The 21,918-nt window shown below is 56.9% G+C and carries 24 protein-coding genes; 12 read left to right on the top strand and 12 right to left on the bottom strand.

Going from position 1 to position 21,918, the window contains the following annotated elements:
• Window positions 1–15: 15 nt before the first annotated feature.
• The 5 genes from GOV85_RS02770 to secG all read right to left on the bottom strand — a co-directional run bounded on the left by GOV85_RS02770 (window position 16) and on the right by secG (window position 4,353).
• Window positions 16–465, bottom strand: a complete 450-nt coding sequence (locus GOV85_RS02770; protein WP_171174809.1) for a TerB family tellurite resistance protein — start codon at window positions 463–465, stop codon at window positions 16–18.
• A 181-nt stretch (window positions 466–646) separates the two neighbouring features.
• Window positions 647–1,423 (bottom strand): isocitrate lyase/phosphoenolpyruvate mutase family protein, encoded by a 777-nt coding sequence (locus GOV85_RS02765; protein WP_171174807.1) that lies wholly within the window; start codon window positions 1,421–1,423, stop codon window positions 647–649.
• A gap of 154 nt (window positions 1,424–1,577) precedes the next feature.
• Entirely contained in the window at window positions 1,578–2,060 is a 483-nt protein-coding gene (locus GOV85_RS02760) for a bacterioferritin (RefSeq protein WP_171174805.1), read from the bottom strand.
• 123 nt (window positions 2,061–2,183) lie between these two features.
• Window positions 2,184–3,827 (bottom strand): CTP synthase, encoded by a 1,644-nt coding sequence (locus GOV85_RS02755; protein ID WP_171174802.1) that lies wholly within the window; start codon window positions 3,825–3,827, stop codon window positions 2,184–2,186.
• A 160-nt stretch (window positions 3,828–3,987) separates the two neighbouring features.
• Window positions 3,988–4,353 carry a preprotein translocase subunit SecG gene (gene secG / locus GOV85_RS02750; protein ID WP_171174800.1) on the bottom strand — a complete coding sequence of 122 codons (366 nt, stop codon included), beginning with the start codon at window positions 4,351–4,353 and terminating at the stop codon, window positions 3,988–3,990.
• A gap of 151 nt (window positions 4,354–4,504) precedes the next feature.
• Here secG and nthA point away from each other — a divergent pair, with 151 nt between their 5' ends.
• The 5 genes from nthA (at window position 4,505) to GOV85_RS02725 (ending at window position 7,874) form a co-directional block, all read left to right on the top strand.
• Entirely contained in the window at window positions 4,505–5,119 is a 615-nt protein-coding gene (gene nthA / locus GOV85_RS02745) for a nitrile hydratase subunit alpha (protein WP_171174798.1), read from the top strand.
• Window positions 5,116–5,793: a nitrile hydratase subunit beta gene (gene nthB, locus GOV85_RS02740; RefSeq protein ID WP_171174796.1), complete on the top strand. Its 678-nt coding sequence runs from the start codon at window positions 5,116–5,118 to the stop codon at window positions 5,791–5,793. Before nthA ends, nthB begins: the two co-directional genes overlap by 4 nt.
• Entirely contained in the window at window positions 5,790–6,119 is a 330-nt protein-coding gene (locus GOV85_RS02735; RefSeq protein WP_171174794.1) for a nitrile hydratase accessory protein, read from the top strand. The genes nthB and GOV85_RS02735 overlap by 4 nt, the downstream gene beginning before the upstream one ends.
• Before the next feature lie 223 nt (window positions 6,120–6,342).
• A complete protein-coding gene (locus tag GOV85_RS02730; RefSeq protein WP_171174792.1) occupies window positions 6,343–7,638 on the top strand; it encodes an adenylosuccinate synthase in 1,296 nt (431 codons plus the stop codon).
• Window positions 7,638–7,874 carry a DUF2842 domain-containing protein gene (locus GOV85_RS02725; protein ID WP_171174790.1) on the top strand — a complete coding sequence of 79 codons (237 nt, stop codon included), beginning with the start codon at window positions 7,638–7,640 and terminating at the stop codon, window positions 7,872–7,874. Before GOV85_RS02730 ends, GOV85_RS02725 begins: the two co-directional genes overlap by 1 nt.
• Here GOV85_RS02725 and GOV85_RS02720 read toward each other — a convergent pair.
• Both GOV85_RS02720 and GOV85_RS02715 read right to left on the bottom strand, forming a co-directional pair.
• The gene (locus GOV85_RS02720; RefSeq protein ID WP_171174788.1) at window positions 7,865–8,437 is read right to left on the bottom strand and encodes a GNAT family N-acetyltransferase; all 573 of its coding nucleotides are present in this window, start codon (window positions 8,435–8,437) and stop codon (window positions 7,865–7,867) included. The two genes, GOV85_RS02725 and GOV85_RS02720, sit on opposite strands and share 10 nt — an antisense overlap.
• Before the next feature lie 189 nt (window positions 8,438–8,626).
• Complete coding sequence (locus GOV85_RS02715) at window positions 8,627–10,333, bottom strand: hypothetical protein (protein WP_171174786.1); 1,707 nt, start codon at window positions 10,331–10,333, stop codon at window positions 8,627–8,629.
• A 123-nt stretch (window positions 10,334–10,456) separates the two neighbouring features.
• Between GOV85_RS02715 and GOV85_RS02710 the strand changes: the two genes are divergently transcribed.
• Window positions 10,457–11,164 (top strand): thiamine diphosphokinase, encoded by a 708-nt coding sequence (locus GOV85_RS02710; RefSeq protein WP_171174784.1) that lies wholly within the window; start codon window positions 10,457–10,459, stop codon window positions 11,162–11,164.
• On the opposite strand, the gene GOV85_RS02705 is transcribed toward GOV85_RS02710, so the two are convergent.
• Genes GOV85_RS02705 through GOV85_RS02690 form a run of 4 tightly spaced genes read right to left on the bottom strand, consistent with a single transcriptional unit; the run spans window position 11,109 to window position 14,586 of the window.
• Window positions 11,109–12,023 carry a DMT family transporter gene (locus GOV85_RS02705; protein WP_171174782.1) on the bottom strand — a complete coding sequence of 305 codons (915 nt, stop codon included), beginning with the start codon at window positions 12,021–12,023 and terminating at the stop codon, window positions 11,109–11,111. The genes GOV85_RS02710 and GOV85_RS02705 overlap by 56 nt on opposite strands.
• A gap of 45 nt (window positions 12,024–12,068) precedes the next feature.
• Window positions 12,069–12,485: a GFA family protein gene (locus tag GOV85_RS02700; protein WP_171174780.1), complete on the bottom strand. Its 417-nt coding sequence runs from the start codon at window positions 12,483–12,485 to the stop codon at window positions 12,069–12,071.
• Window positions 12,486–12,509: 24 nt separating this feature from the next.
• Window positions 12,510–13,883: an L-serine ammonia-lyase gene (locus GOV85_RS02695; RefSeq protein WP_171174778.1), complete on the bottom strand. Its 1,374-nt coding sequence runs from the start codon at window positions 13,881–13,883 to the stop codon at window positions 12,510–12,512.
• A gap of 1 nt (window position 13,884) precedes the next feature.
• The gene (locus GOV85_RS02690) at window positions 13,885–14,586 is read right to left on the bottom strand and encodes a glutathione S-transferase family protein (RefSeq protein ID WP_171174776.1); all 702 of its coding nucleotides are present in this window, start codon (window positions 14,584–14,586) and stop codon (window positions 13,885–13,887) included.
• Between the two features lie 167 nt (window positions 14,587–14,753).
• On the opposite strand from GOV85_RS02690, the gene rpiA reads away from it, so the two are divergent.
• From rpiA to GOV85_RS02660, 6 genes are all read left to right on the top strand, one after another.
• The gene (gene rpiA / locus GOV85_RS02685; RefSeq protein ID WP_171174774.1) at window positions 14,754–15,542 is read left to right on the top strand and encodes a ribose-5-phosphate isomerase RpiA; all 789 of its coding nucleotides are present in this window, start codon (window positions 14,754–14,756) and stop codon (window positions 15,540–15,542) included.
• A gap of 125 nt (window positions 15,543–15,667) precedes the next feature.
• On the top strand, window positions 15,668–17,026 hold the full coding sequence (gor, locus tag GOV85_RS02680; protein ID WP_171174772.1) for a glutathione-disulfide reductase: 1,359 nt from the start codon (window positions 15,668–15,670) through the stop codon (window positions 17,024–17,026).
• Window positions 17,027–17,098: 72 nt separating this feature from the next.
• Complete coding sequence (gene hflK, locus GOV85_RS02675; protein WP_171174770.1) at window positions 17,099–18,241, top strand: FtsH protease activity modulator HflK; 1,143 nt, start codon at window positions 17,099–17,101, stop codon at window positions 18,239–18,241.
• Window positions 18,241–19,119: a protease modulator HflC gene (gene hflC, locus GOV85_RS02670; RefSeq protein ID WP_171174768.1), complete on the top strand. Its 879-nt coding sequence runs from the start codon at window positions 18,241–18,243 to the stop codon at window positions 19,117–19,119. Before hflK ends, hflC begins: the two co-directional genes overlap by 1 nt.
• Window positions 19,119–19,313 (top strand): DUF2065 domain-containing protein, encoded by a 195-nt coding sequence (locus GOV85_RS02665; protein ID WP_171174766.1) that lies wholly within the window; start codon window positions 19,119–19,121, stop codon window positions 19,311–19,313. The genes hflC and GOV85_RS02665 overlap by 1 nt, the downstream gene beginning before the upstream one ends.
• Before the next feature lie 110 nt (window positions 19,314–19,423).
• Window positions 19,424–20,938, top strand: coding sequence for a Do family serine endopeptidase (locus tag GOV85_RS02660; protein ID WP_171174764.1), 1,515 nt, complete (start codon window positions 19,424–19,426; stop codon window positions 20,936–20,938).
• A 225-nt stretch (window positions 20,939–21,163) separates the two neighbouring features.
• On the opposite strand, the gene GOV85_RS02655 is transcribed toward GOV85_RS02660, so the two are convergent.
• On the bottom strand, window positions 21,164–21,832 hold the full coding sequence (locus tag GOV85_RS02655; RefSeq protein WP_171176201.1) for a Crp/Fnr family transcriptional regulator: 669 nt from the start codon (window positions 21,830–21,832) through the stop codon (window positions 21,164–21,166).
• Window positions 21,833–21,918: the final 86 nt, after the last annotated feature.

Genomic DNA, 21,918 nt, shown 5'->3' with positions numbered 1-21,918 from the left:
AGATATAGCGAGCGCCTAACTCACATCCAAGCGGCTTTGTACGCGTTCGCGTGCGGCCTTGCTGTCATTAAAGCTCAAACCCATGGCGACGCGGGCTTCTTCGACGATCTTCATCTCGCCTTCATCCGTGCTGCCATCGGCCAAAACAACTTCCCACAAAGCATCGAGCGCGGCCAGGCGCTCTTTCAGGTCCGTCGTCTCCCGGATCAGCTTACCAAAAGTGTCGGTTTCGGGCGCAGCGGCATGAAGCTTTTCGCAAGTTGCCCGAACTTTTGCCGCCTCGATCGCATTATGCTGGTAAAGACGGGCTAGAATCTTGTCGATCAGGCTGATCTCCTCCAGTTTGTAATCCCGATCCGCCTGCGCCACACGCACCATGAGCGCGCCCAGGGCAAGCTCGGCATCCGGGTCGGGCAGGTGTTCATGTTGAGGCGGCCTGAGCGCCTGAAAGAATTTTTTCAACATAAAGTCAGGTTATTCCATATTTTGTGGTCCGCCAAGCGAAGACTACCTGCCATAGGTCTGAATGGTCACAAGATTGCCGATTGATCGCGTGTCCCTCGGAGCCGGTATCCACAGCTTGCAGTGTTCAACCGTAAGGTGAAGAAAACTACTTCGGAAGGCAATACTACCGAATTGGGCGCGGTTAGCCCTGATAGTTCAAGGCGGCCTGCGCCTGCTCGGTCAGCCACGTGATCATCTGACGGTAGGGCACCGGCCCATAGCTGACACGCGCCACGCCCAATTCGGCCAGTTTGGACGTTTCAGGTGTGCCGGGCAGGGCAATGATATTGACGGGCAGGTTGGTCGCCTCGCAAAGCTGGCCAATCATTGTTTCGTCTTTCAGGCCCGGCGCGAAAAATCCACTGGCGCCCGCCGTTTCATAGGCCGCGGCCCGCGCAATGGCATCCTGCAGCATAGCCTGGTCATGCGTGTCAGCCGGTGTCTTGAGGAAGAGATCGGTGCGCGCGTTGACATACGCGGGGATGCCTGCACTTTCACAGGCTTTGCGCATGGCTTCAACACGCTTGGCCTGAACCGCCATGTCATAAAGGCCCTCGCCACCGATGACCTGATCTTCGAAGTTGAACCCGACTACGCCGCATTCCAGCGCACGTTTCACGTTTTCCGCGACCCCCTGCAAAGTTTCCGCATAGGCCCCTTCAAAGTCCAGTGTCACCGGCAGATCGACGGCTGAGACAATGCGGCGGGCATTATCCAAAGCAGCCTCAAGGGGGATGTTCTGCCCGTCACTGAACCCTTGAGCCATGGCAACCGGTGCGCTTCCGGTCGCAATGGCCTGTGCGCCCGCATCCCGAACTGCGCCTGCGCTGCCTGCGTCCCAGATGTTGAAAAGGATGACCGGATCGCCTTTTTTGTGAAGGCTGGTGAAGGTTTTAGCGTTCTGGATCTGATCGGTCATCGGAACTCTCCTGTTGTGGTCTGTGCAACAGTTAGTCAGTTGAAGAGGACTGGAATAGAGTTTTTTCCATCCCACACGTCACTTTGAAGTGACGACACAGGCGCTGTGCAGATCCGTCAAATACCTGTGCCGTCTGATAGGTTGGTCAAAACCGTTAGGCTTGCTCTGACGCGCCAGATACGAATTTCGCGCTGAAATTCGCCTCACCCAAACGCTTCAGCAGGTTCAATTGAGTGTCCAACCAGTCTTTGTGACCTTCTTCTTCCAGAAGGATACGTTCGAACAGAGTACGCGAGCCGACATCCCCGACCTCGGCAGCCTGCAGCGCGGCTTTGGTGTAGAAATCAACGGCCTCGGTTTCATCCTTCAGATCCGCAGCGAACATCTCTTCCAAAGAACCCGCGGCCGCCGGAGTTTTCTGAAACTCAAGTTCAGGAACGCCACCAAGGAACAGAATTCGCTCGATGAAGGCGTCAGAATGCCCAATCTCCTCTTGCATCTCACCGCGCATCTTTTCGGCGAGAATGTCGAGGCCCCAATCTTCTAGCACATGGGCGTGCAGCTGATACTGATGCGCCGCTGTCAGTTCCATATGCAGTGCTTGTTGGAGGTTGGTGATGGTTGTTGCGTTGCTCATCGGAAATCTCCTGAATCTCTGAACTGTATCCAAGGCACGAAGCAGAAACTTCGCATCCTCATACAGTTAAGAGGTCAGCCCCCACAAAACAACGTGGGGGTGACAGACCGACACAGCGGGGGATTACACCAGACGCGAGGTGTCTTTTGCAGCGCGCACAAAATCGCGGAACAGCGGGTGCGGGTCAAAAGGCTTGGACTTCAGTTCCGGGTGGTACTGAACGCCGATGAACCAAGGGTGGTCCGACCATTCCACGATTTCGGGCAAACGACCGTCCGGCGACATGCCTGAAAAGTTCAAACCGGCTTTCTCAAGTTGTTCGCGATACTTGATGTCGACCTCATAGCGGTGACGGTGGCGTTCCTCGATCTGGGTGCTGCCATAGACACCGGCAACCTTGGATCCTTCGGCGAGAACCGCGTTATAAGCGCCCAAGCGCATGGTGCCGCCTTTGTCGTCGCCGACCTTGCGTTCAACCTTGTGGTTGCCCTGCACCCATTCTTTCAGGTGGTAAACAACTGGCTCGAAACGTTTTTTTCCGGCCTCGTGGTCGAACTCCTCTGAACCCGCCTCGGTGATGCCAGCAGCATTCCGTGCCGCTTCGATCACCGCCATCTGCATGCCCAAACAAATGCCCAGATAGGGGACCTTGTGTTCGCGCGCATACTGAGCAGCCTTGATCTTGCCTTCGGTGCCGCGTTCGCCAAATCCGCCGGGTACGAGGATCGCGTGGAAGCCTTCCAGATGCGGTGCTGCGTCTTCTGTGTCGAATACCTCGGCATCGACCCACTCGATTTTCACCTTGACCCGGTTGGCCATGCCACCATGGGTCAGAGCCTCAGCAATCGACTTATAGGCATCCTCGAGCTGAGTGTATTTGCCGACGATGGCAACTTTGACTTCGCCTTCGGCATTGTGGATGCGGTCACTAACGTCTTCCCATTTAGCCAGATCGGGTTTCGGGGCAGGGCTGATCTGGAACGCGTCCAGAACCGCCTGATCCAGACCTTCCCGGTGATAAGCCAGCGGTGCATCATAGATGGTGCTCAGGTCTTGCGCCGCAATCACGCTGTCAGGGCGGACGTTACAGAACAGCGCCAGTTTCTCGCGTTCCTTGGTCGGGATCGGGCCTTCAGAGCGGCAGACCAGAATATCGGGTGCCAGACCAATCGAGCGCAGCTCTTTCACCGAGTGCTGAGTCGGCTTGGTTTTCAACTCACCCGACGCTTTGATGTAGGGCAGCAGTGTCAGGTGCATAAAGATACACTGGCCGCGCGGCTTGTCCTGGCTGAACTGACGGATTGCTTCAAAAAAGGGCAGGCCCTCGATGTCGCCGACGGTGCCGCCGATCTCACAGAGCATGAAATCGACCTCATCTTCGCCAATTGAAATGAAATCCTTGATCTCATTGGTGACGTGAGGGATCACCTGAATTGTTTTGCCCAGGTAATCACCACGGCGCTCTTTCTCGAGCACATTCGAATAAATGCGCCCCGAGCTTACCGAGTCGGTCTTACGGGCCGCCACGCCAGTGAAACGTTCATAATGCCCAAGGTCCAGATCGGTTTCAGCCCCATCGTCAGTGACAAAAACCTCGCCGTGTTCAAAAGGCGACATCGTGCCTGGGTCGACGTTCAGATAGGGGTCAAGCTTGCGCAGGCGAACGGAGTACCCTCGCGCCTGCAACAGCGATCCCAAAGCCGCCGAAGCCAGTCCTTTGCCCAAGGACGAAACCACACCACCAGTGATGAAAATAAAACGCGCCATAGTTTTTCGGCTGCTCCCGTGAGACGTCAAAATCAGCTGCCCGGCGGTTCCGAAAAACCGCTGCATCACGGGACTTCACGTATAAAGGATTCGCGCCAAAAGCGCAAGAGAACCGCAAGATGCTGTTGCAGTCCTCTTTTAGGTTTCTAGGTTTTGTGGATCAGTCCGCTTGCGGGATCAGTGGCGCGTTGTCGCCCTGTGCCGGCGGCAGAAGATCATCTGCCGACGGAATCGCCGGAGTGCTTTCTTCGGTGGAAGCCGGAGCCGGAACGCCCAGGCGATCAATCACTGAGCTGCCCGAGGATTTCTGTGCAGCCAGAATGGTCAGTGTGATCGAGGTCACGATAAAGCAAGCGGCCAGAATCCAGGTCAGCTTGCCCAGCGCGGTTGCCGCTGCGCGGCCCGTCATGGCGCCACCACCACCGCCACCCATGCCAAGGCCACCGCCTTCGGACCGCTGCATCAGAACAACGGCAATCAGGCCCAAGGCCAACAGAAGGTGGATGATGAGAACGACGTTTTCCATGGTGGTCCTGTACAGCGTGGCGTGTATCGCGTGGTACTTATGCAAGTTTGTCCGCGGGGGCAAGTCAGGAGTTGGCATCACGACGTGTGATATACCATATCACGGCAAAGGGACTGGACAGAACGCTGATGAGTGACGCAGGCTGCGGCCCATGCCACATGACGATCACGACCACCCGCACGCCCTGTTACCGCCGGAACCCGCACTGCGCGTCAAAGCGCTTGAAACGATTCTGACCCGCAAAGGGCTGATCGATCCGGCAGCGTTGGACGAAATCATCGACACGTATCAAAACAAGATTGGCCCTCAGAATGGCGCGCGCGTCGTTGCCAAAGCGTGGAGCGACCCGGCTTTCAAGGCGGCCCTGCTGGAAGATGCCACACCTGTTGTGGCGGATCTTGGCTATTACGGTCGACAGGGCGAACACATGGTTGTTGTCGAGAACACGCCAGCCCAACACAACATGGTCGTCTGTACCTTGTGCAGCTGTTACCCATGGCCGTTATTGGGTATCCCGCCCGGCTGGTACAAGTCGGATGCCTACCGCGCCCGCGCCGTGCGCGAACCGCGCAAGGTGCTGGCCGAATTCGACGTCACTTTGCCCGAGGGCACATCTGTGCGGGTCTGGGATTCGACTGCCGAGATTCGCTACCTCGTCCTGCCCATGCGCCCCGAAGGCACAGATGGGATGAGTGAAGACGAACTTGCCTCACTGGTGACACGTGACAGCATGATCGGTACCGGCTTTCCCAGGGTGGCCTCATGACTCGCGTTCACGACATGGGTGGCCGTTTTGGGGATGGGCCGATAAATCCCAAAGCAGAGGATGCACCTGTCTTTGCCGAGGACTGGCACGCGCGAGCCTTGGCGGTGACGCTTGCCTCTGGGTTTCTGGGGCAATGGAACATCGATGTGTCCCGCCATGCGCGCGAACGCCTCTCACCCAAGGATTACACGCGGTTTTCGTATTATGAGAAGTGGATATCGGGCCTGGCCGACCTATTGATCGAGAGCGGAGTATTGACCCTTGAAGATCTGCGGGGTGGCGGGAACGACGAACCGCACCCGCTGGCAGAAAAGATGCTGAAAGCAGAGGCAGTGTCCGCAGCATTGGCCAAAGGTGGTCCCGCAGACAGACCCTCCAATGTCTCTGTGCGCTATTCAATTGGACAAGAGGTTGTCACGACCCGGCCCGCAGCAAATCGCTTTGTGGACGGTGGCCACACACGGTTGCCGATCTATGCGTCCGGCGCCAAGGGGCGCATCCTTCGCCTGCACGGCACACATGTTCTGCCCGATTCCAATGCGCATGGATTAGGCGAAGCGCCTGAACCGATCTATGCGGTGGCGTTCCCGGCATCCGAGCTTTGGGCCAGTCCGGAGCATCCCGACGACGAAGTGGTGCTGGATCTCTGGCAAAGCTATTTGGAGCCCACATGAACAACTGTGTCACCCATACGGCCCCAGAGCCCGTTTTTGACCAACCCTGGCACGCGCAAGTCTTTGCCGTCACAGTCGCGCTGAACGAGGCGGGCCGTTTCGCGTGGTCCGACTGGGCGGCCCGTTTCGCGGACACATTAAAGCGAAATGGAATTGCCCGGGACCTGGATGGTGGCGACGATTATTTCCAGGCGTGGTTGGAAACCCTTGAGGATTTGCTTGCCGATCAGGGCGCCGCGCCACCACAGGATGTAAAAGCGCTGCACCGGGCTTGGGAGGACGCGTACTTGACAACGCCGCATGGGCAACCTGTGCATCTACGCTGACAAAAATTGGGGGCTCTGCCCCCGCCGCCCGTTCCGGGCGACTCCCCCGAGGTATTTTGAGCAGATGAAGTAGGGGATCCGTTCTTCATCTGGCCGAAAATACCTCCGCCGGAGGCATCGCGCACCCGCGCGATTATCATCTGCGGCGAAATATCGGTTTCCCTGCCGTCTGAGCCCCGCTATACGAGCCGGGTTTGATTACTCAGCACGAAAAGGACCGGATATGGCCAACGTGGTTGTTGTCGGCGCTCAATGGGGCGACGAAGGAAAAGGCAAGATTGTCGACTGGCTCAGCGAACGGGCGGACGTGATCGCGCGTTTTCAGGGCGGGCATAATGCCGGCCATACGCTGGTGATCGATGGCGAAGTCTACAAGCTGCACGCGCTGCCCTCGGGCGTTGTGCGCGGCGGCAAGCTGAGCGTGATCGGCAATGGTGTCGTGTTGGACCCCTGGCATCTGGTCAAGGAAATCGCGACCATCCGCGCACAGGGTGTGGAGATTACTCCTGAGACACTGATGATTGCTGAGAACACTCCGTTGATTCTGCCGATCCACGGAGAGTTGGACCGTGCGCGTGAAGAAGCGGCCAGCAAGGGCACAAAGATTGGGACCACTGGGCGCGGAATTGGGCCCGCCTACGAAGACAAGGTCGGGCGTCGTTCCGTACGCGTCGCCGATCTGGCGGACGAAGCAACCCTTGAAGCCCGCGTGGATCGTGCCTTGCAGCATCATGACCCGTTGCGCAAAGGTCTGGGGATCGAGCCGGTTGATCGTGATGCACTGATCACTCAGTTGAAAGAGATCGCGCAGGAGATTTTGCCTTTTGCGGCTCCGGTTTGGAAAGTGCTGAATGAAAAGCGTAAAGCTGGCAAGCGCATCTTATTCGAAGGGGCGCAAGGTGCCCTACTTGACATCGATTTCGGCACTTATCCTTTCGTGACCTCGTCCAACGTGATCGCGGGTCAGGCCGCAACGGGCGTTGGGATTGGGCCGGGTTCGATTGATTTCGTGTTGGGTATTGTAAAAGCGTACACCACACGGGTCGGCGAAGGACCGTTCCCGACCGAGCTGGAAGATGCGGATGGTCAGCGCCTTGGTGAGCGCGGCCATGAGTTCGGAACGACGACAGGCCGCAAACGCCGCTGTGGCTGGTTTGACGCTTGCTTGGTAAAACAAACTTGCGCGACCAGCGGAGTAAACGGCATCTCGTTGACCAAGTTGGATGTTCTGGACGGGTTTGAAACACTGAAAATCTGTACCGGGTATGATCTGGACGGCGAACGTTTGGATTACCTCCCAACTGCGGCTGACCAGCAGGCGCGCTGCACCCCGATTTACGAAGAAATGCCGGGCTGGAGCGAGTCGACGGAAGGCGCGCGCAGTTGGGCTGATCTGCCCGCCAATGCGATCAAGTACGTACGACGGGTCGAAGAGCTGATAGAATGCCCCGTAGCGCTTTTGTCCACCAGCCCGGAGCGGGACGACACCATTCTGGTGACCGACCCGTTTGCAGACTGATGGCCGAAGAAAACAAACCAGGCCTGAGTTATAAGGCGCGCCGCCGGTGGTCGTTGGTAATCCTTGTAATTGGTCTGCCACTCTACATTGTGGCTGTGGTGACAGTTGTGAACTGGCTGGATCGCCCCCCGATTTGGGTGGAGCTTTTGGTCTACGTCGTCCTGGGCGTTCTTTGGGCTTTGCCGTTCAAGTTCATCTTTCGCGGTGTCGGGAAAGAAGACCCCGATCAGTCCTGAGCCACTTGAGATGTCGGCGCTTGGTTTGGCCAGCTGAGCACTGCGCGTGCAAACGCGCGGTACTCACTTGTAAATTCCTTGGCCATGCTGAACGGTGTAGGCCAAGGGGTCGTCAGCGTCGCCTCGACCTGACCTGGTACAAGAGTTAGCTCTGCGTCGTGTTTCGCGGCCAGGCGTCTCATTTTTTGGTTGGTCGCAAGGCAAAGCATGTGAACTTCCCTGATCCCTCGGTTCTGAGCGATTGTAATCAGACGTGACAACAAGGCATCGCCAATCCCCTGATCTTGCCAGGCTTTCTCGACGGTAAATGCGGCCTCGGCGACGTGGTGCCTATGATCAGGTATCAAACGCAATTCGCCCACGCCTCGAAGGCACGAATCTGGGAAGGCTCCGAATATGAATGCTGCATCTGCAAGAATGTCGGAGAGATAGTTTTGCAGCCCCTGCGACGGAACATGTGTGCCAAAGCGCGAATATAGTGCCTCATCATCCAAGCTGTTGAAATGGCTTTCTATCAAGGCCTGGTCGTATTTTCGAAGTCGTCGAATCATGATGTCTTGCATAGCAATACCTCTGTCTGAAACGGGTGTCATGACGAGATTTCTGCCGTGAGATTACACCAGAATTCTGCGACGCAGCATAAATTTTTAAGCATTTCCACTAACAGGAGTTTTTTCCGCCGCGCTTTGCCAAGACTGCAACAAAAAAGGGCCGGGAATTACCCGACCCTTTGTCTTTTGATGTTGTTGCAGTTAGCCGACTGCGCGCTCGTCATCTGGGCGGAAACCGATCAGATTGGAGGCCGCGAACCGGCCACCACCAGCCTTTTCGATTTTCCCATCGCGCAGCAGTTGGCCAAACGACCGCAGGCTTTCTTCGCGATTGAACTCGTCCTGCTTCAAAGAGCGGACTTTGTTCATCAGTTGCGGGCGCGAGAACTGTTCCTGGCCTTCGATGAAGGAAAGATAAGCTGCTGCTGCTTCCAACAGATCGGGCAGTGATTGTGCGCCTTGATCCTGTGCAAACTGCGCAAAGCCGCTTTCTTCCGATCCGGTATCTTCTAGATCCGAAGTGACGCGACGAGGCATGACAGGACCAGTTGGTTCGCTTTGATCGTCCACGCGCTGTTCGGCAACCAGTTTCAGCGGGGCCGGAGCGTCTGCTTCAGGGCGCGCGCTTGTAACCTTCACTTGGGGGCGGCGGGGGCTGACAACGGATTCCAGATCGCCGCGATACTCGGCGTCCTTCGAATGTGTAGCGGCTTCGTCGTCAAGCTCTGCTTCTGTCGCGGCAACCGCTGTGCGCAGGTGCGAATAAGTTTCACGCGCGTCGCTGCTTGAAGGATCTTCCATGTGCTCGCCGGTTTTGGCCATTAAGCGAAGGACATCCTGTTCGGGATCAACATCATCAGTCAGTTTTTGGCTCGAGCGTTCAGAAAACTCAGATTCGATCTCGGAAATCTCGCTCAGCAGGTTCTCTTCATCTTCTGCGGTCAGCAACCCATGCGTCTGAGTGTCCTGATCATCCTGGGCAGTTTCGACCGTCACATCCTCGACGTTAAGGATGTTTGGAACGTCCTCTTCTTCGAGTTCTTCCTCGATATCTTCTTCCAGCTCCGCAAAGAGGGGTTCGGCAGGAAGTTTCGCCGCTTCGGGAGCGTCTTCAAGGTCATCGGCTTGCACGTGCTCGGGGGTCATGGGCACATGCATTTCTTCGGTTTCCGCAGTTTGCTCTTCTGATTCAACAGTTGGGACTTCTGCTGCTTCAGCTTCTTCCGTCTCGTCAGACGTTGTTGGCGCTTCGGCTGAAAGGTCATCTGTCTCTTCTGCGTCAGCCTCATCGATAAAAGGCTGCTGCGGCTCCTCAGGCATTGGCGCCGCAGGTTCGGCAAAATCTTCTGCTTTCAATGCACCAGCTTCAAAAGCTGCGGCTACTGCGTCCACAGGGGGGGTGGAACTTGCCAGCAGAGATGTGTCTTCGTCTTCGGAATATGCTGAAGGAGGAACATCCGAATGAGAGACAACTGCGCGAATGCGCTGCAGCTTGGCCGAGATGCTGTCAGCCGCTGGAGCAGGGGGTTCTCCGACTGGTTCCGCATCGGCAAGTCCGGCTGGGGCCGGGTTGGGTGGCTCGTGAGTGGGGGTGTGTGCCATGGTCATTGCGCCGGCTTGCGGGGCTAGCTCCTGACGGGGGGTCTCAGGTGTCTGTGTGGCGCGCAAAAGAAGTCCGGATTCGTTCTGGCTGGCTTCCACCCGTTGGGACGCATCGCGTCTGGCAATGCGTGTCAGCATCTCGGCATCAGGTTGAGGGGGTTCAGAGCCGAAATAGCGGTCATCTGCTGCAAGATCGCGAAAATACTCGGCGATGGCTTTCATCGTCTCAAAGGAATCGTCAAATCCTTCCAAAGTGCAGGAGAAGGTTCCATAAGAAACGGTCAATACCTTGTTATTCTGTACCATCAGACGCACGTCCTTTACAAACTACGAGAGCCAGCTTACCCGGAATCGGGAGCACACACTGGCTCGGAACTTTCTGCATGAACCTATCATTTTGTGGTCTTAATGTGTCCAAATCCGGGAAAAATGGCCAATCTTAATAAAAACGAGATCATTGTACGCTCGATTGATCCAATTGGTCTGTTCGGAGGGGGATTTGTCGGTGCCGAGGACCTGAATCTGGTGCTGAATCGCGTCAAATCGGTTGTGGCCGCTGATGGTGGTGCAAAGGTTTTGACAGAATCAGGTCATATCCCGGATGCCGTTATCGGCGATTTCGATTCGCTGAGCGCGTCGACACAGGCAAAAATACCGACCGAGCGTCTATTCCCGATCCGCGAGCAGGATAGTACGGACTTCGATAAAGCGTTGCGCAGCACGCAATGTCCGCTGATTTTGGGTGCGGGGTTTCTGGGGGGGCGGCTGGATCATCAATTGGCCGTATTGAATACCCTGGTCAGGCGACAAGATCAGGCGTGTATTCTGTTGGGCGAACATGAAGTGGTTTTTCACGCACCGCCACACATCCGTCTGCCAGTTGATCCCGGCGACGTGGTTTCGCTGTTTCCTTTGCGCCCGGTTACAGGGCGCAGCACCGGGTTGGAATGGCCAATCGACGGGTTGAAATTCGATCCAGCAGGTCAAGTGGGCACATCGAACCGCGCGCTGGCAGAGGTCGAGTTGCATATGGACGGGCCGGGACTATTGATCATGATCCCGCGTTCTGCGTTGGATCCACTTATGCAGGTGTTTCTGTCGGAGCAGACCGGGCAGTGGCCCGCTCGCGAAGAATGACATAGAGCCCGGCAGCGATTGTTATCGTAATGCCAAGCGCGGCAAGCCCGTCAGGCAGGTCGCTGAAGATGACCCAGCCGATTAGGGTTGCAACAGGGATTTCCAGGTACTGCATCGGTGCCAGCGTGGCTGAGGGCGCATAACGCAACGACCAGGTCATCAGCAGGTGTGCAACGGTTCCCAAGACCCCGATCGCAATCAACAGCCAGTACATGTCCGGGGCAGGCAGGGTCACAGAAATCTCCCACACATCCAGATGCGTTCCGATCACCAGAACCGGGGCCAGTACCAGAGTCGCAAGAACACCTGATACCGCCTGTAACGACACAGGGTCTGTCTCTTTGGCGATTTGCCGTGTGACCAGCATAAAAAGAGCAAACACAACAGCGACGATAAGGGGCAGCAGTGCAGGTGCGCCAACCTCGGCAAAGCTGGGTTGGATGACTAGAAGCGTGCCGATGAAACCTACGATGCAGGCGATCAGACGGCGTGCGCCAACCTCTTCACCCAGAACAAACTTGCCCAGCAACAACATGATAAACGGCATAACAAAGGCGATTGCGATGGCATCCGCCAGAGGCAGGAACTGCAACGCGCTGAACATTGCGGTGATGCCAATGATGTGCAGAAACGTGCGGATTATCGTCAGTCGCAGGATGCGGCCACGCATCCGCCAAGGTCTGCCGGTCAGTGCAACCAGAGGGATCAGGATCAGGGCCTGAACTGCAAAGCGGACCGTTACCAGCAACCCCAGTGGGGTGGTCTCGCCCAACAGTTTGGCCATCGAGTCGCCCAATGGGGCAAGCAGGCAAAAGCCAAGCATTAAGACAATGCCAAAAACGGGACGATCCTGAGTCATGTCCGCGACGCTAGCCGTTTCACGGTACAGTGGAAAGGCTGGATGTTAGTCTTTCGGCAAAGGCTGAACCTTGGTGTAATCTGGCCCTACGCAGGTGGGTAAACCGTCATCAAGGTGCAGCCAGCTCAGCTTTTCTTCATGGGAAACATGCAGCGTGGGCTGCAGGTCATCAGGCACCTCTAATGTCGCCACGTACAGATGCAGCACATCCGACATCTTGGCCGAACGGAACGAGATCGGTGTACCGCAATGCGGGCAAAAGCTGCGCTCAACTCCGGGTGAGGAGTTAAAGCGCTTGGGTTCTTCCCCGGTCCAGCGCCATTGGCCGTCGCGGACGGCGAAGTAGGTGGTCATCGGGGCGGCGCATTGGCGACGGCAACTGTCGCAGTGACATGTCACGCAAGACAATGGCGAAGAGTCGACTTCGTATTTGATTGCGCCGCACAGGCAATGTCCACGCATTACGACCCCCACATTATTTTGCGATCAGCAGTTTGGCACGTTCACCGCCAATCCACCAAGCGAGGTTTCCTTATACTTCTCGTGCATGTCATGACCCGTCTGGCGCATGGTCTCGATTACCGAATCCAATGGCACGAAATGTTCGCCATCCCCACGCAGGGATAATGACGCGGCGGACACTGCCTTGATGGCTCCCAATCCGTTGCGTTCGATACAAGGCACCTGAACTAGACCCGCAACGGGATCGCATGTCATGCCCAGGTGATGTTCCAGAGCAATCTCGGCGGCGTTCTCTACCTGTTCAGGTGTTCCGCCCATCACGGCACAGAGCCCAGCAGCGGCCATGGCAGACGCGCTGCCGACCTCGGCCTGACATCCTGCTTCAGCGCCTGAGATCGAGGCATTGAATTTGACCAGCCCGCCTATCGCAGCAGCGGTCAGCAGGAAATCTTCGATATGGCTTTCCGAAGCGCCAGGCACGTGATCCAGATAATAGCGCAGCACCGCAGGTAGAACGCCGGCCGCGCCGTTGGTAGGGGCCGTTACAACCTGCCCACCGGCAGCGTTCTCTTCGTTGACCGCCATCGCGTAGACGCTCATCCAGTCGTTGATTGTGTGTGGGGCGGTCAGGTTCATACCACGTTCAGCCATTAGAGCATCATAAATGCCCTTGGCGCGACGACGTACTTTCAACCCACCCGGAAGGATACCGTCTGTGGCTAATCCCCGTTCGATGCAGGCGTTCATGACCTCCCAAAGACGGGCGGAGCCTCTGGCAAAGCTGTCGGCGCAACCCCGCGCGATTTCATTTTCACGCTTCATGTCAGCAATACTCTTGCCGCTGGATTTTGCCATCTCCAGCATCTCGGCCGCGGATTTGAAAGGGAACGGCACCGGAGCGCCTTCGTCGGTTGCTTTGCCCTCGGCCAGTTCTTCTTCGGTCAGGACAAATCCGCCGCCGATGGAATAGAACACCTGTCGCAGGATCACGTCACCCTGTGCGTCCGTTGCCATCAGAATCATGCCATTGGCGTGCCCGGGCAGGGTGTTGTCATAGTCGAAAACCAGATCGGCTTTGGGGTCAAACTGTAGGGTTGGCAACCCTTCAGGGGTGACCGTATGCGTGCTGGCAATATCTGCCAAAGCAGCCTCGGCTTTGTTGTTGTCATAGGTGTCCGGTACAAAACCGGCCAAACCCAGGATTGTCGCCCGGTCGGTCGCGTGGCCGACACCGGTAAAGGCCAACGAGCCGTGCAGCGACCCTTTAAGACCGGAAAATTCAAACGGCGAGGCACGCATCATATCAAGGAAGCGCGCAGCAGCCACCATGGGTCCCATGGTGTGGGAGGAGGACGGGCCGATGCCCACTTTGAACATATCGAAGACAGAGAGAAACATATCAGATAGCTGAGCCTTCTGGAGGGGTTGGGTGAACAGGGGAGGTGAACGGGTTGGCCCCAAGACCTTCGGCCAAAATGGCCGAGCGGGTCGCCGGGCGTGTTTCAAGCTTCATTAACAGCGTTTGCAGGCAAGGCGTGTCTGTCAGTTGATACCAGCTTCGGTCTGTCATAGCAGGGTAAAGCGCCATCCAGCGCATCATGCACGCGACATAGTAGGTCAGAACGGAAGGGTGATCTGCACAGAACCAACCCGGCGCGCTTTTGGCCATTGCGTCCAGCAATTGAAGGTGACGTCTCAGGCGAGGATGTGTAGCGGCCCGCAATTTGTCGGCCTGCCGTGGGTCGATGTATTTCTCGGCATAAAACACGATACGCAGATCGGCGTGAAGCGTGTTGGACGCAAAGAACAACCACTTCAGAAAGCCTGCGCGTTCCGGGTCATCTTTTGCAGGGGCCAGCTGGCCATGTTGTTCGGATAGCCAAAGCAGGATGGCCGCTGTTTCAAAGATTGGCCCTTGCAGCGTTTCCAACACTGGGATTTGACCGTTGGGATTGAGTGCCCGAAAGGCTGTACTGTCCTGCGCATTCTGGCGCCGATCCACCAGGACCGTGTCAAAAGGCGCACCTATCTCTTCTAGCACCAGGCGGATTACCAGCGAGGCGTTATCAGGGGTATAGTGCAGGCGGTAGGGCTTCGACATGGCGGCAACTTATAGCTCAAAGATGGTCTTGTAAGACATGATTGCGACGTTTCCGATAGGAAACGCGTAGTACTTTGGTATCTTTGAGTTCGCTGGGTCACAAATTGGGGTCGCAGTCACCCGAGGCTTTCCCTATAACTTCGGCAGGCCAACTTTGGAAAGCTGCCATGACCGGAGATCTATCGCCCATCGACACTGCAAAATACGTGGCCGCGTGCCGTGCGGCCGAGATGGTCGAAGACGGAATGCGTGTGGGCCTGGGAACGGGATCTACAGCCGCTTGGTTGGTACGCCGCTTGGGTGAGCGCGTACGAGGCGAAGGCTTGCAGATCAAGGGCGTGCCCACGTCGACCCGAACGGCCCAGCTTGCACGTGAGGTTGGAATCGAGGTCATTTCCCTGGATCAGGCCGGATGGTTGGACTTGACCATTGACGGCGCAGATGAGTTTGACGCGGACCTGAACTTGATCAAAGGCGGCGGTGGTGCACATCTTCAGGAAAAGATTGTCGCCACGGCCAGCGATCAGATGGTCGTCATCGCAGACGCCGGAAAAGAAGTTGAAACACTGGGCGCTTTCCCGCTGCCGGTCGAGGTGGTTCCCTTTGGCTGGCAAACCACGCGGACGCTGATCGAAGAAGCGCTGGACACAATGGATGTTCTGGGGACCACCTCTGCGCTGCGCATGAACGGTCAGGCCCCTTTTGTAACCGATGAAGGAAACCACATTCTGGATCTGCACCTGCAACGCATCGGCAATCCGCGCCAGATGGCGCTGATCCTGAATCAGGTGCCGGGTGTGGTGGAAAATGGTCTGTTCGTCGATATCTGCGACAAGGTCGTTCTGGGCCACGGAGATGGCAGGGTCGAACTGCGGGACATCAATGCAGGTACCATCCAACTGGACCAGTTGTTGAGCGGATCCCGCGATAACCTGTTTTCCGATGTTTCGGACTAAGTTTGATGCTCTTATCTCCGACAAGCGCCCGTGAATGTTTGAATTTTCTGTGCCCAGGGGTTGGCGCCAGGGTTTTTGCGCCCAGATATCCAGAGGATTTTGCAAGTTGAACGAAGGAAACCGGCATGAGCTTTGACTATGATCTTTTTGTCATCGGCGGAGGCTCGGGGGGGGTCCGTGCTGCGCGTGTGGCGGCGGGTGAAACCGGTGCCAAAGTCGCGCTCGCCGAAGAAGACCGCTATGGCGGCACCTGCGTGATCCGGGGCTGTGTGCCCAAGAAGCTGATGGTCTTTGCCAGCGAATACTCGGGCATGGTGGGTGATGCACAAGCTTATGGCTGGGACATTCAACCCGGTGCATTCAACTGGAATACCTTCCACGGCAAGTTGGTGACGGAACTGGATCGGCTGGAAGGTATCTATCGTAACATCCTGAAAAACAACGGAGTGGAAAGCTTTGATCAGCGCGCTCGTCTTGTGGATGCGCACACAGTCGAATTGACTGATGGTACCCAAAAAACCGCTAAGCATATTCTGATCGCCACGGGTGGCCGTCCGGTCGTGCCTGATTTCCCGGGATCAGACCTGGCGATCACCTCGAACGAGATTTTCCACCTGGACAAGTTGCCTGAAAGCATCCTGATCGTCGGCGGTGGCTATATCGCCAGCGAGTTTGCCGGGATCATGAATGGGCTGGGCGTCAAGACCACCCAGTTCTATCGCGGCGCGCAAATCCTGCGCGGCTTTGATGAAGAAGCGCGCGGGTTGATCTGTGAAGAGATGCGCCAGAACGGAATAGACGTGCGACTGGGCACCAACGTGCTGGAAATGACCAAAGACGGGGACCAGATCCGCGTCAAGGCGACCGATGGCACCGAGGATCGTTTTGACGTCGTTATGTACGCCACGGGCCGTGCGCCAAATGCCGATAACCTTGGGCTGGAAGACCTGGGCGTTGAACGCGGTCGCAAGGGTGAGATTGTCGTAAATGAATACAGCCAGACCGCAGTGCCTTCGATTTACGCTATTGGTGACGTCACGGATCGGGTGAACCTGACACCGGTTGCGATCCGCGAGGGAATGGCTTTTGTAGAGACCGTCTTCAAAGGTAACCCGACACCTGTGGATCACGAACTGATCCCGACAGCGATCTTTACGCAGCCGGAATTCGGAACTGTTGGTCTGAGCGAAGAAGAGGCCGCGGCGCAAGAACCGATCGAAGTCTATGCCACGTCGTTTAAGCCGATGCAGAAATCGTTCGCGGGCGGAACGCAGCGGGTTCTGATGAAGATTCTGGTCAGTCAGGCCACACGCAAGGTTCTTGGCTGCCATATTGTCGCCCCCGGTGCTGGTGAGATGATCCAGCTTGCCGGAATCGCCGTAAAGATGGGGGCGACCAAAGAAGATTTTGACCGTACTGTCGCCGTGCATCCGGTGATGGCCGAAGAACTGGTGACAATGCGGCAACCTGTGCGCACGGCTTGATTTGCAACCGCGCGCACACAAGTTACAAAGGACGCCGTGATCACACGGTCAAACACAAGGGAACATGTACATATGGCGGGCAACAGCGGTGGCCCCTGGGGGGGCGGAGGCTCTTCCGGTGGCGGAGGAAATCGGGGAAATAACGGGGACGGGCGTCGCCCGCCCGAAGGCGATGGCCCGCAGATTCCCGAGATCGATGAGCTGATGAAGAAGGGCCAAGAGCAACTGCGCGTTCTGATGGGCGGTCGCGGCGGTTCGGGCAAAGGTGGCAGTGGCGGTCAAGGCGGCGGTGGTCCGGCCTTTACCAAGGGCACGATTGCAATTGGCGTTCTGGTCGCTGCAGGTCTTTGGGGTCTGGCGAGTTTCTACACCGTTAAACCGGAAGAACAGTCGGTTGAGTTGTTCTTGGGTGAATTCTCGGCCGTCGGTAATCCCGGTCTGAATTTTGCGCCCTGGCCGTTTGTTACCGCTGAGGTCATTCCGGTGACACGCGAACAGAACGAAGACATGGGCGGTGCCCGTGGCAGTGATGACGGCCTGATGTTGACCGGTGACGAAAACGTCGTCGATATCGATTATCAAGTGGTCTGGAACATCAATGATCCTGCCAAATTCCTGTTCAATCTGCGCGATCCACGCCAAACCATTCGCGCCGTGTCGGAATCTGCGATGCGTGAGATTATCGCGCAGAGCGAACTGGCACCGATTCTGAACCGGGATCGTGGTATTATCGCCGACCGCCTGCAGGAACTGATTCAGGCAACGATGGACAGCTACGACTCGGGCGTGAACATCGTTCGTGTGAACTTTGACAAGGCTGACCCGCCGCAAGACGTGATTGCTGCCTTCCGTGATGTTCAGGCCGCTGCTCAGGAACGTGACCGCTTGCAGAATGTTGCGGACGCCTACGCGAACCGTGTACTCGCCGAAGCCCGTGGTGAGGCTGCTCAGGTTCTGGAAGAGGCCGAAGCATACCGCGCCCAGCAGATCAACAGCGCACAGGGTGAGGCCAGCCGTTTCAGCGCGGTTCTGGAAGAATACTCTAAAGCGCCAGATGTGACCCGCAAGCGCCTGTATCTGGAACGGATGGAGCAGGTTCTGGGTGACGTGGACAAAATCATTCTGGATGAGAACTCTACTGGTCAGGGGCAGGGGGTTGTACCCTATCTGCCGCTCAATGAGCTTCGCCGCAATTCCGGACAGGAGAGCAACTGATGCGTAAAACGACATTTATCCTGCCGGTCGTCTTTCTCGCGATTGTTGGCGTTTTATCTTCGATTTTCATCGTGGATGAACGCGAGCGGGCACTGGTTCTGCAATTTGGCCGGGTTGTCACGGTCAAGGAAGAGCCTGGTCTGGCGTTCAAAATCCCGTTGATCCAGGAAGTGGTGCGTTACGACGACCGCATCCTTTCTATCGATGTGCAGCCGCTTGAAGTAACACCTCTGGATGATCGGCGTTTGGTGGTTGACGCTTTTGCCCGCTACCGGATTTCAGATCTGGAGCAGTTCCGTCAAGCCGTTGGTGTTGGTGGCATTCCGGTTGCCGAAGATCGTCTGGACCGCATTTTGCGTGCTGAAACCCGCGAAGTTCTGGGTTCGGTATCCTCGCGCGACATCCTTAGCTCGGACCGTGCGGCGCTTATGCTGCGCATCCGTAACAGCGCCATCGCCGAGGCGCGAGCGCTGGGCGTCAATGTGATCGACGTGCGCCTGAAAGCGACTGATCTGCCGCAAGCCAACCTTGAGGCAACCTTCGACCGGATGAAGGCGGAACGGGAACGTGAAGCAACCGACGAACGCGCCCGCGGTAACGAAGCGGCGCAGCGTGTTCGCGCCCAAGCCGACCGGACCGTGGTTGAACTGGTCTCGGACGCCAATCGTGAAGCCGAAATCATTCGCGGTGAGGCCGATGCCGAACGCAACGCGATCTTCGCCGAAGCCTTTGGTAAAGACCCGGAATTCTTCGAGTTCTACCGCTCGCTGTCCGCCTATGAGCGTGCGCTGGGTGGCAGCAACAGCTCGATGGTGCTGAGCCCGGATTCCGAGTTCTTCAACTACTTGAAATCGCCCACAGGGCAGGCGACCCAGTAATGGGTATGATCCTTCTGGCTTTCGGGCTGGTGCTGATTGTCGAGGGGCTGGCCTATGCGCTGGCCCCTTCGCTTATCGAGCGTATGCTCGAAGCGTTCCGGTCAATACCTGAACAGGCGCGCCGTTTGATGGGGCTGCTATGCGTCATCAGCGGGTTGATCCTGCTTTGGGGCGCGCATCAACTGGGTTTTTGAGGCCAGAGCTTCACTTGGCGGTGATTTCCCCGCGATCCCGAGTTGCTAGCCCGACCAAACTGACTACATTGGTTGACAAGACAGACCGTGTACCGGCGGTTCTGGCAAGAATGTCAACAAGGAGAGCTCAAGTGCAGGCGAAAGCGCGCAGTGTATCCGTCCGGTGGGACGAAGTGAGTGTTTGGATGCGGCTGATGTGGCTGGCCTTTGCCGGTTCGCTGCTTTTGCTGGCGCAAACTGTTGCCGCACAGGCAAGGGGCGAAAGCCTGGCACCGTTGGCCGAAAAGATCAGCCCTGCGGTGGTGAATATCACCACGAGCACACTGATCGAAAACCAAACAGGGCCGCAGGGCATCGTGCCCGAAGGTTCCCCGTTCGAGGATTTCTTTCGCGAGTTTCAGGATAGAAACGGCGACGACGACAACGACGCTCCGCGCCGCAGCAACGCCTTGGGTTCGGGTTTCGTGATCTCGGAAGACGGGTTTATTGTCACCAACAACCATGTCATTGCCGAGGCCGATGAAATCCTTGTGGAATTCTTCCCGGGTGACGGTCAGCCCAGGAAAGAGCTGGTAGCCAAAGTCATCGGAACTGATGAGAAAACCGATATCGCTTTGCTCAAGGTCGAGGCGTCCGGTCCGTTGAAATATGTAACCTTCGGGGACAGCGATGTTGCGCGCGTGGGCGATTGGGTGATCGCCATGGGCAACCCGCTGGGGCAGGGCTTTTCCGTCTCGGCTGGTATCGTATCGGCCCGTAACCGGGAACTCAGCGGGTCTTATGACGACTACATTCAAACTGATGCCGCAATCAACCGAGGCAACTCGGGCGGTCCGCTTTTCAACATGGATGGTGAAGTGATAGGCGTGAACACTGCGATCCTGTCACCAAACGGTGGCTCAATCGGAATCGGTTTTTCGATGGCCTCGAACGTTGTTGTCAAAGTTGTTGATCAGTTGCGTGAGTTTGGCGAAACGCGCCGTGGGTGGTTGGGTGTGCGTATTCAGGACGTAACACCGGACATGGCCGAAGCCATGGGGCTTGAGAAGCCCGGCGGTGCCTTGATCAGCGATGTACCGGAAGGCCCGGCGAAAGAGGCGGGGCTGAAGGCCGGCGACGTGATCACCAGTTTTGATGGTGTCGAGGTCGAGGATACACGCGGTCTGGTTCGTCAGGTAGGCGAAACCGAAGTCGGAAAGGCCGTGCGCGTGATCGTGCACCGTGATGGCGGTACCCAGACTGTGCTGGTTACGTTGGGTCGTCGTGAAGACGCAGAACGTGCCGAAACCGGCGAACCGGAAGCTGAGGAGGCCCCGGTTGATGAGAATGCGGATATTCTGGGTCTTACCATCTCACCATTGACGGATACGTTGCGCGAAGATCTGGGCCTGGATGCGGATGCCGAAGGTCTGGTGATTTCTGACGTCGATCAGGCGTCCGAGGCTTATGCCAAGGGGTTGCGGGCTGGTGATCTGATCACCGAGGCAGGGCAGCAAAAAGTGGAAACCATCGGAGATCTGGAGCAGCGGATGGAAGAATCGCGCGAAGCTGGCAGAAAGTCTTTGCTGCTATTGGTGCGCAGGGGCGGGGATCCACGGTTTGTGGCGCTGAGCCTGGAGGAATAAGAGCAAGGGGCCGGGATAAAATCCCGGCCTTTTTCGTTGTTCGCCCGGTATTGTGGGCAGGAACACCAGCAACAAAAAAATGAGCCATACGCAATAGTTGCGTATGGCTCAGATACAGGGAGAGGTCAGTGGACAGATATCGGGGATGATTCTCTGACCTCCTACGGTAACAACTTCACCCTAGGTCATGTTGGAACGTGGGTCTGTGAACAAGATCACACCGACTCAGATCAGGTCGGATTCGGCTAACTCACGTAATGCTGCAAAGTCCTGAATCAGCAATCCGCCGCGGGACGCTTCCACGACATTGTCACGTTTCCATCCAGAGATTGTTTTGGACACCGCTTCTCGCGTCGCCCCGACAAACTCGGCCAGTTCGCTTTGCGACAGCGTAATGCGTTCGGACGGGTTGTCCTGCAAACCAGACAGTTGCAGCAGCCTTCGCGCCAGTCGAATGGGCATGGGCAAAAAGACCTGCTCGTTCAACTGAGACCCCATGTACCGCATCCGCAATCCGGCCAGCCGGATTAAATCCTCTGCGAGATCAGGATGTCGCCGGATCTGTTTCAAGACGTCATTGCGGCGCACACGCAGAACGCGCGAGGCTTCGGCCGCAGCAATGGTTGCTGTGCGCGGGCCATTGTCGAACAGGGCTATTTCGCCAAAAACTTCGCCGGGGCGCATAAGAGTCAGGGTCAGCTTGCGCCCGCTCATGGCCAGAAAAGACACTTCAAGCGTGCCGTCTAATATTGCGTAGAGCGCGTCGCCCTCGTCGCCTTGTTCAAAAAGTGTGTCGCCTTGGGCCAGGGAAATTTCGGTCGCTTGAGCCGAAAGCATTTCTCTGAGCCCGTCGGAAGCTTCGGAAAGGAAGCCGCTGTTGGGGAAGGCCGTCATGTATGCACCGATCTTGGGCGAGGTGAGTGAGTGGGTAGTCACTCAATTTCACATAGCTCGGCTCATTATCCAAGAATTTTGTTTGT

The organism is Ruegeria sp. HKCCA4633, from assembly GCF_013034605.1.
Lineage (GTDB): Bacteria > Pseudomonadota > Alphaproteobacteria > Rhodobacterales > Rhodobacteraceae > Ruegeria.
Note: the sequence above shows the minus strand (reverse complement) of the source record. Positions and strands in the feature narration are given on the sequence as shown.

What these genes read in the sequence shown, in the direction of transcription:
- GOV85_RS02770 (WP_171174809.1), bottom strand. Translation starts at nt 465, where the DNA reads ATGTTGAAAAAATTCTTTCAGGCGCTCAGGCCGCCTCAACATGAACAC.
- GOV85_RS02765 (WP_171174807.1), bottom strand. Translation starts at nt 1,423, where the DNA reads ATGACCGATCAGATCCAGAACGCTAAAACCTTCACCAGCCTTCACAAA.
- GOV85_RS02760 (WP_171174805.1), bottom strand. Translation starts at nt 2,060, where the DNA reads ATGAGCAACGCAACAACCATCACCAACCTCCAACAAGCACTGCATATG.
- GOV85_RS02755 (WP_171174802.1), bottom strand. Translation starts at nt 3,827, where the DNA reads ATGGCGCGTTTTATTTTCATCACTGGTGGTGTGGTTTCGTCCTTGGGC.
- secG (WP_171174800.1), bottom strand. Translation starts at nt 4,353, where the DNA reads ATGGAAAACGTCGTTCTCATCATCCACCTTCTGTTGGCCTTGGGCCTG.
- nthA (WP_171174798.1), top strand. Translation starts at nt 4,505, where the DNA reads ATGCCACATGACGATCACGACCACCCGCACGCCCTGTTACCGCCGGAA.
- nthB (WP_171174796.1), top strand. Translation starts at nt 5,116, where the DNA reads ATGACTCGCGTTCACGACATGGGTGGCCGTTTTGGGGATGGGCCGATA.
- GOV85_RS02735 (WP_171174794.1), top strand. Translation starts at nt 5,790, where the DNA reads ATGAACAACTGTGTCACCCATACGGCCCCAGAGCCCGTTTTTGACCAA.
- GOV85_RS02730 (WP_171174792.1), top strand. Translation starts at nt 6,343, where the DNA reads ATGGCCAACGTGGTTGTTGTCGGCGCTCAATGGGGCGACGAAGGAAAA.
- GOV85_RS02725 (WP_171174790.1), top strand. Translation starts at nt 7,638, where the DNA reads ATGGCCGAAGAAAACAAACCAGGCCTGAGTTATAAGGCGCGCCGCCGG.
- GOV85_RS02720 (WP_171174788.1), bottom strand. Translation starts at nt 8,437, where the DNA reads ATGCAAGACATCATGATTCGACGACTTCGAAAATACGACCAGGCCTTG.
- GOV85_RS02715 (WP_171174786.1), bottom strand. Translation starts at nt 10,333, where the DNA reads ATGGTACAGAATAACAAGGTATTGACCGTTTCTTATGGAACCTTCTCC.
- GOV85_RS02710 (WP_171174784.1), top strand. Translation starts at nt 10,457, where the DNA reads ATGGCCAATCTTAATAAAAACGAGATCATTGTACGCTCGATTGATCCA.
- GOV85_RS02705 (WP_171174782.1), bottom strand. Translation starts at nt 12,023, where the DNA reads ATGACTCAGGATCGTCCCGTTTTTGGCATTGTCTTAATGCTTGGCTTT.
- GOV85_RS02700 (WP_171174780.1), bottom strand. Translation starts at nt 12,485, where the DNA reads ATGCGTGGACATTGCCTGTGCGGCGCAATCAAATACGAAGTCGACTCT.
- GOV85_RS02695 (WP_171174778.1), bottom strand. Translation starts at nt 13,883, where the DNA reads ATGTTTCTCTCTGTCTTCGATATGTTCAAAGTGGGCATCGGCCCGTCC.
- GOV85_RS02690 (WP_171174776.1), bottom strand. Translation starts at nt 14,586, where the DNA reads ATGTCGAAGCCCTACCGCCTGCACTATACCCCTGATAACGCCTCGCTG.
- rpiA (WP_171174774.1), top strand. Translation starts at nt 14,754, where the DNA reads ATGACCGGAGATCTATCGCCCATCGACACTGCAAAATACGTGGCCGCG.
- gor (WP_171174772.1), top strand. Translation starts at nt 15,668, where the DNA reads ATGAGCTTTGACTATGATCTTTTTGTCATCGGCGGAGGCTCGGGGGGG.
- hflK (WP_171174770.1), top strand. Translation starts at nt 17,099, where the DNA reads ATGGCGGGCAACAGCGGTGGCCCCTGGGGGGGCGGAGGCTCTTCCGGT.
- hflC (WP_171174768.1), top strand. Translation starts at nt 18,241, where the DNA reads ATGCGTAAAACGACATTTATCCTGCCGGTCGTCTTTCTCGCGATTGTT.
- GOV85_RS02665 (WP_171174766.1), top strand. Translation starts at nt 19,119, where the DNA reads ATGGGTATGATCCTTCTGGCTTTCGGGCTGGTGCTGATTGTCGAGGGG.
- GOV85_RS02660 (WP_171174764.1), top strand. Translation starts at nt 19,424, where the DNA reads ATGTCAACAAGGAGAGCTCAAGTGCAGGCGAAAGCGCGCAGTGTATCC.
- GOV85_RS02655 (WP_171176201.1), bottom strand. Translation starts at nt 21,832, where the DNA reads ATGACGGCCTTCCCCAACAGCGGCTTCCTTTCCGAAGCTTCCGACGGG.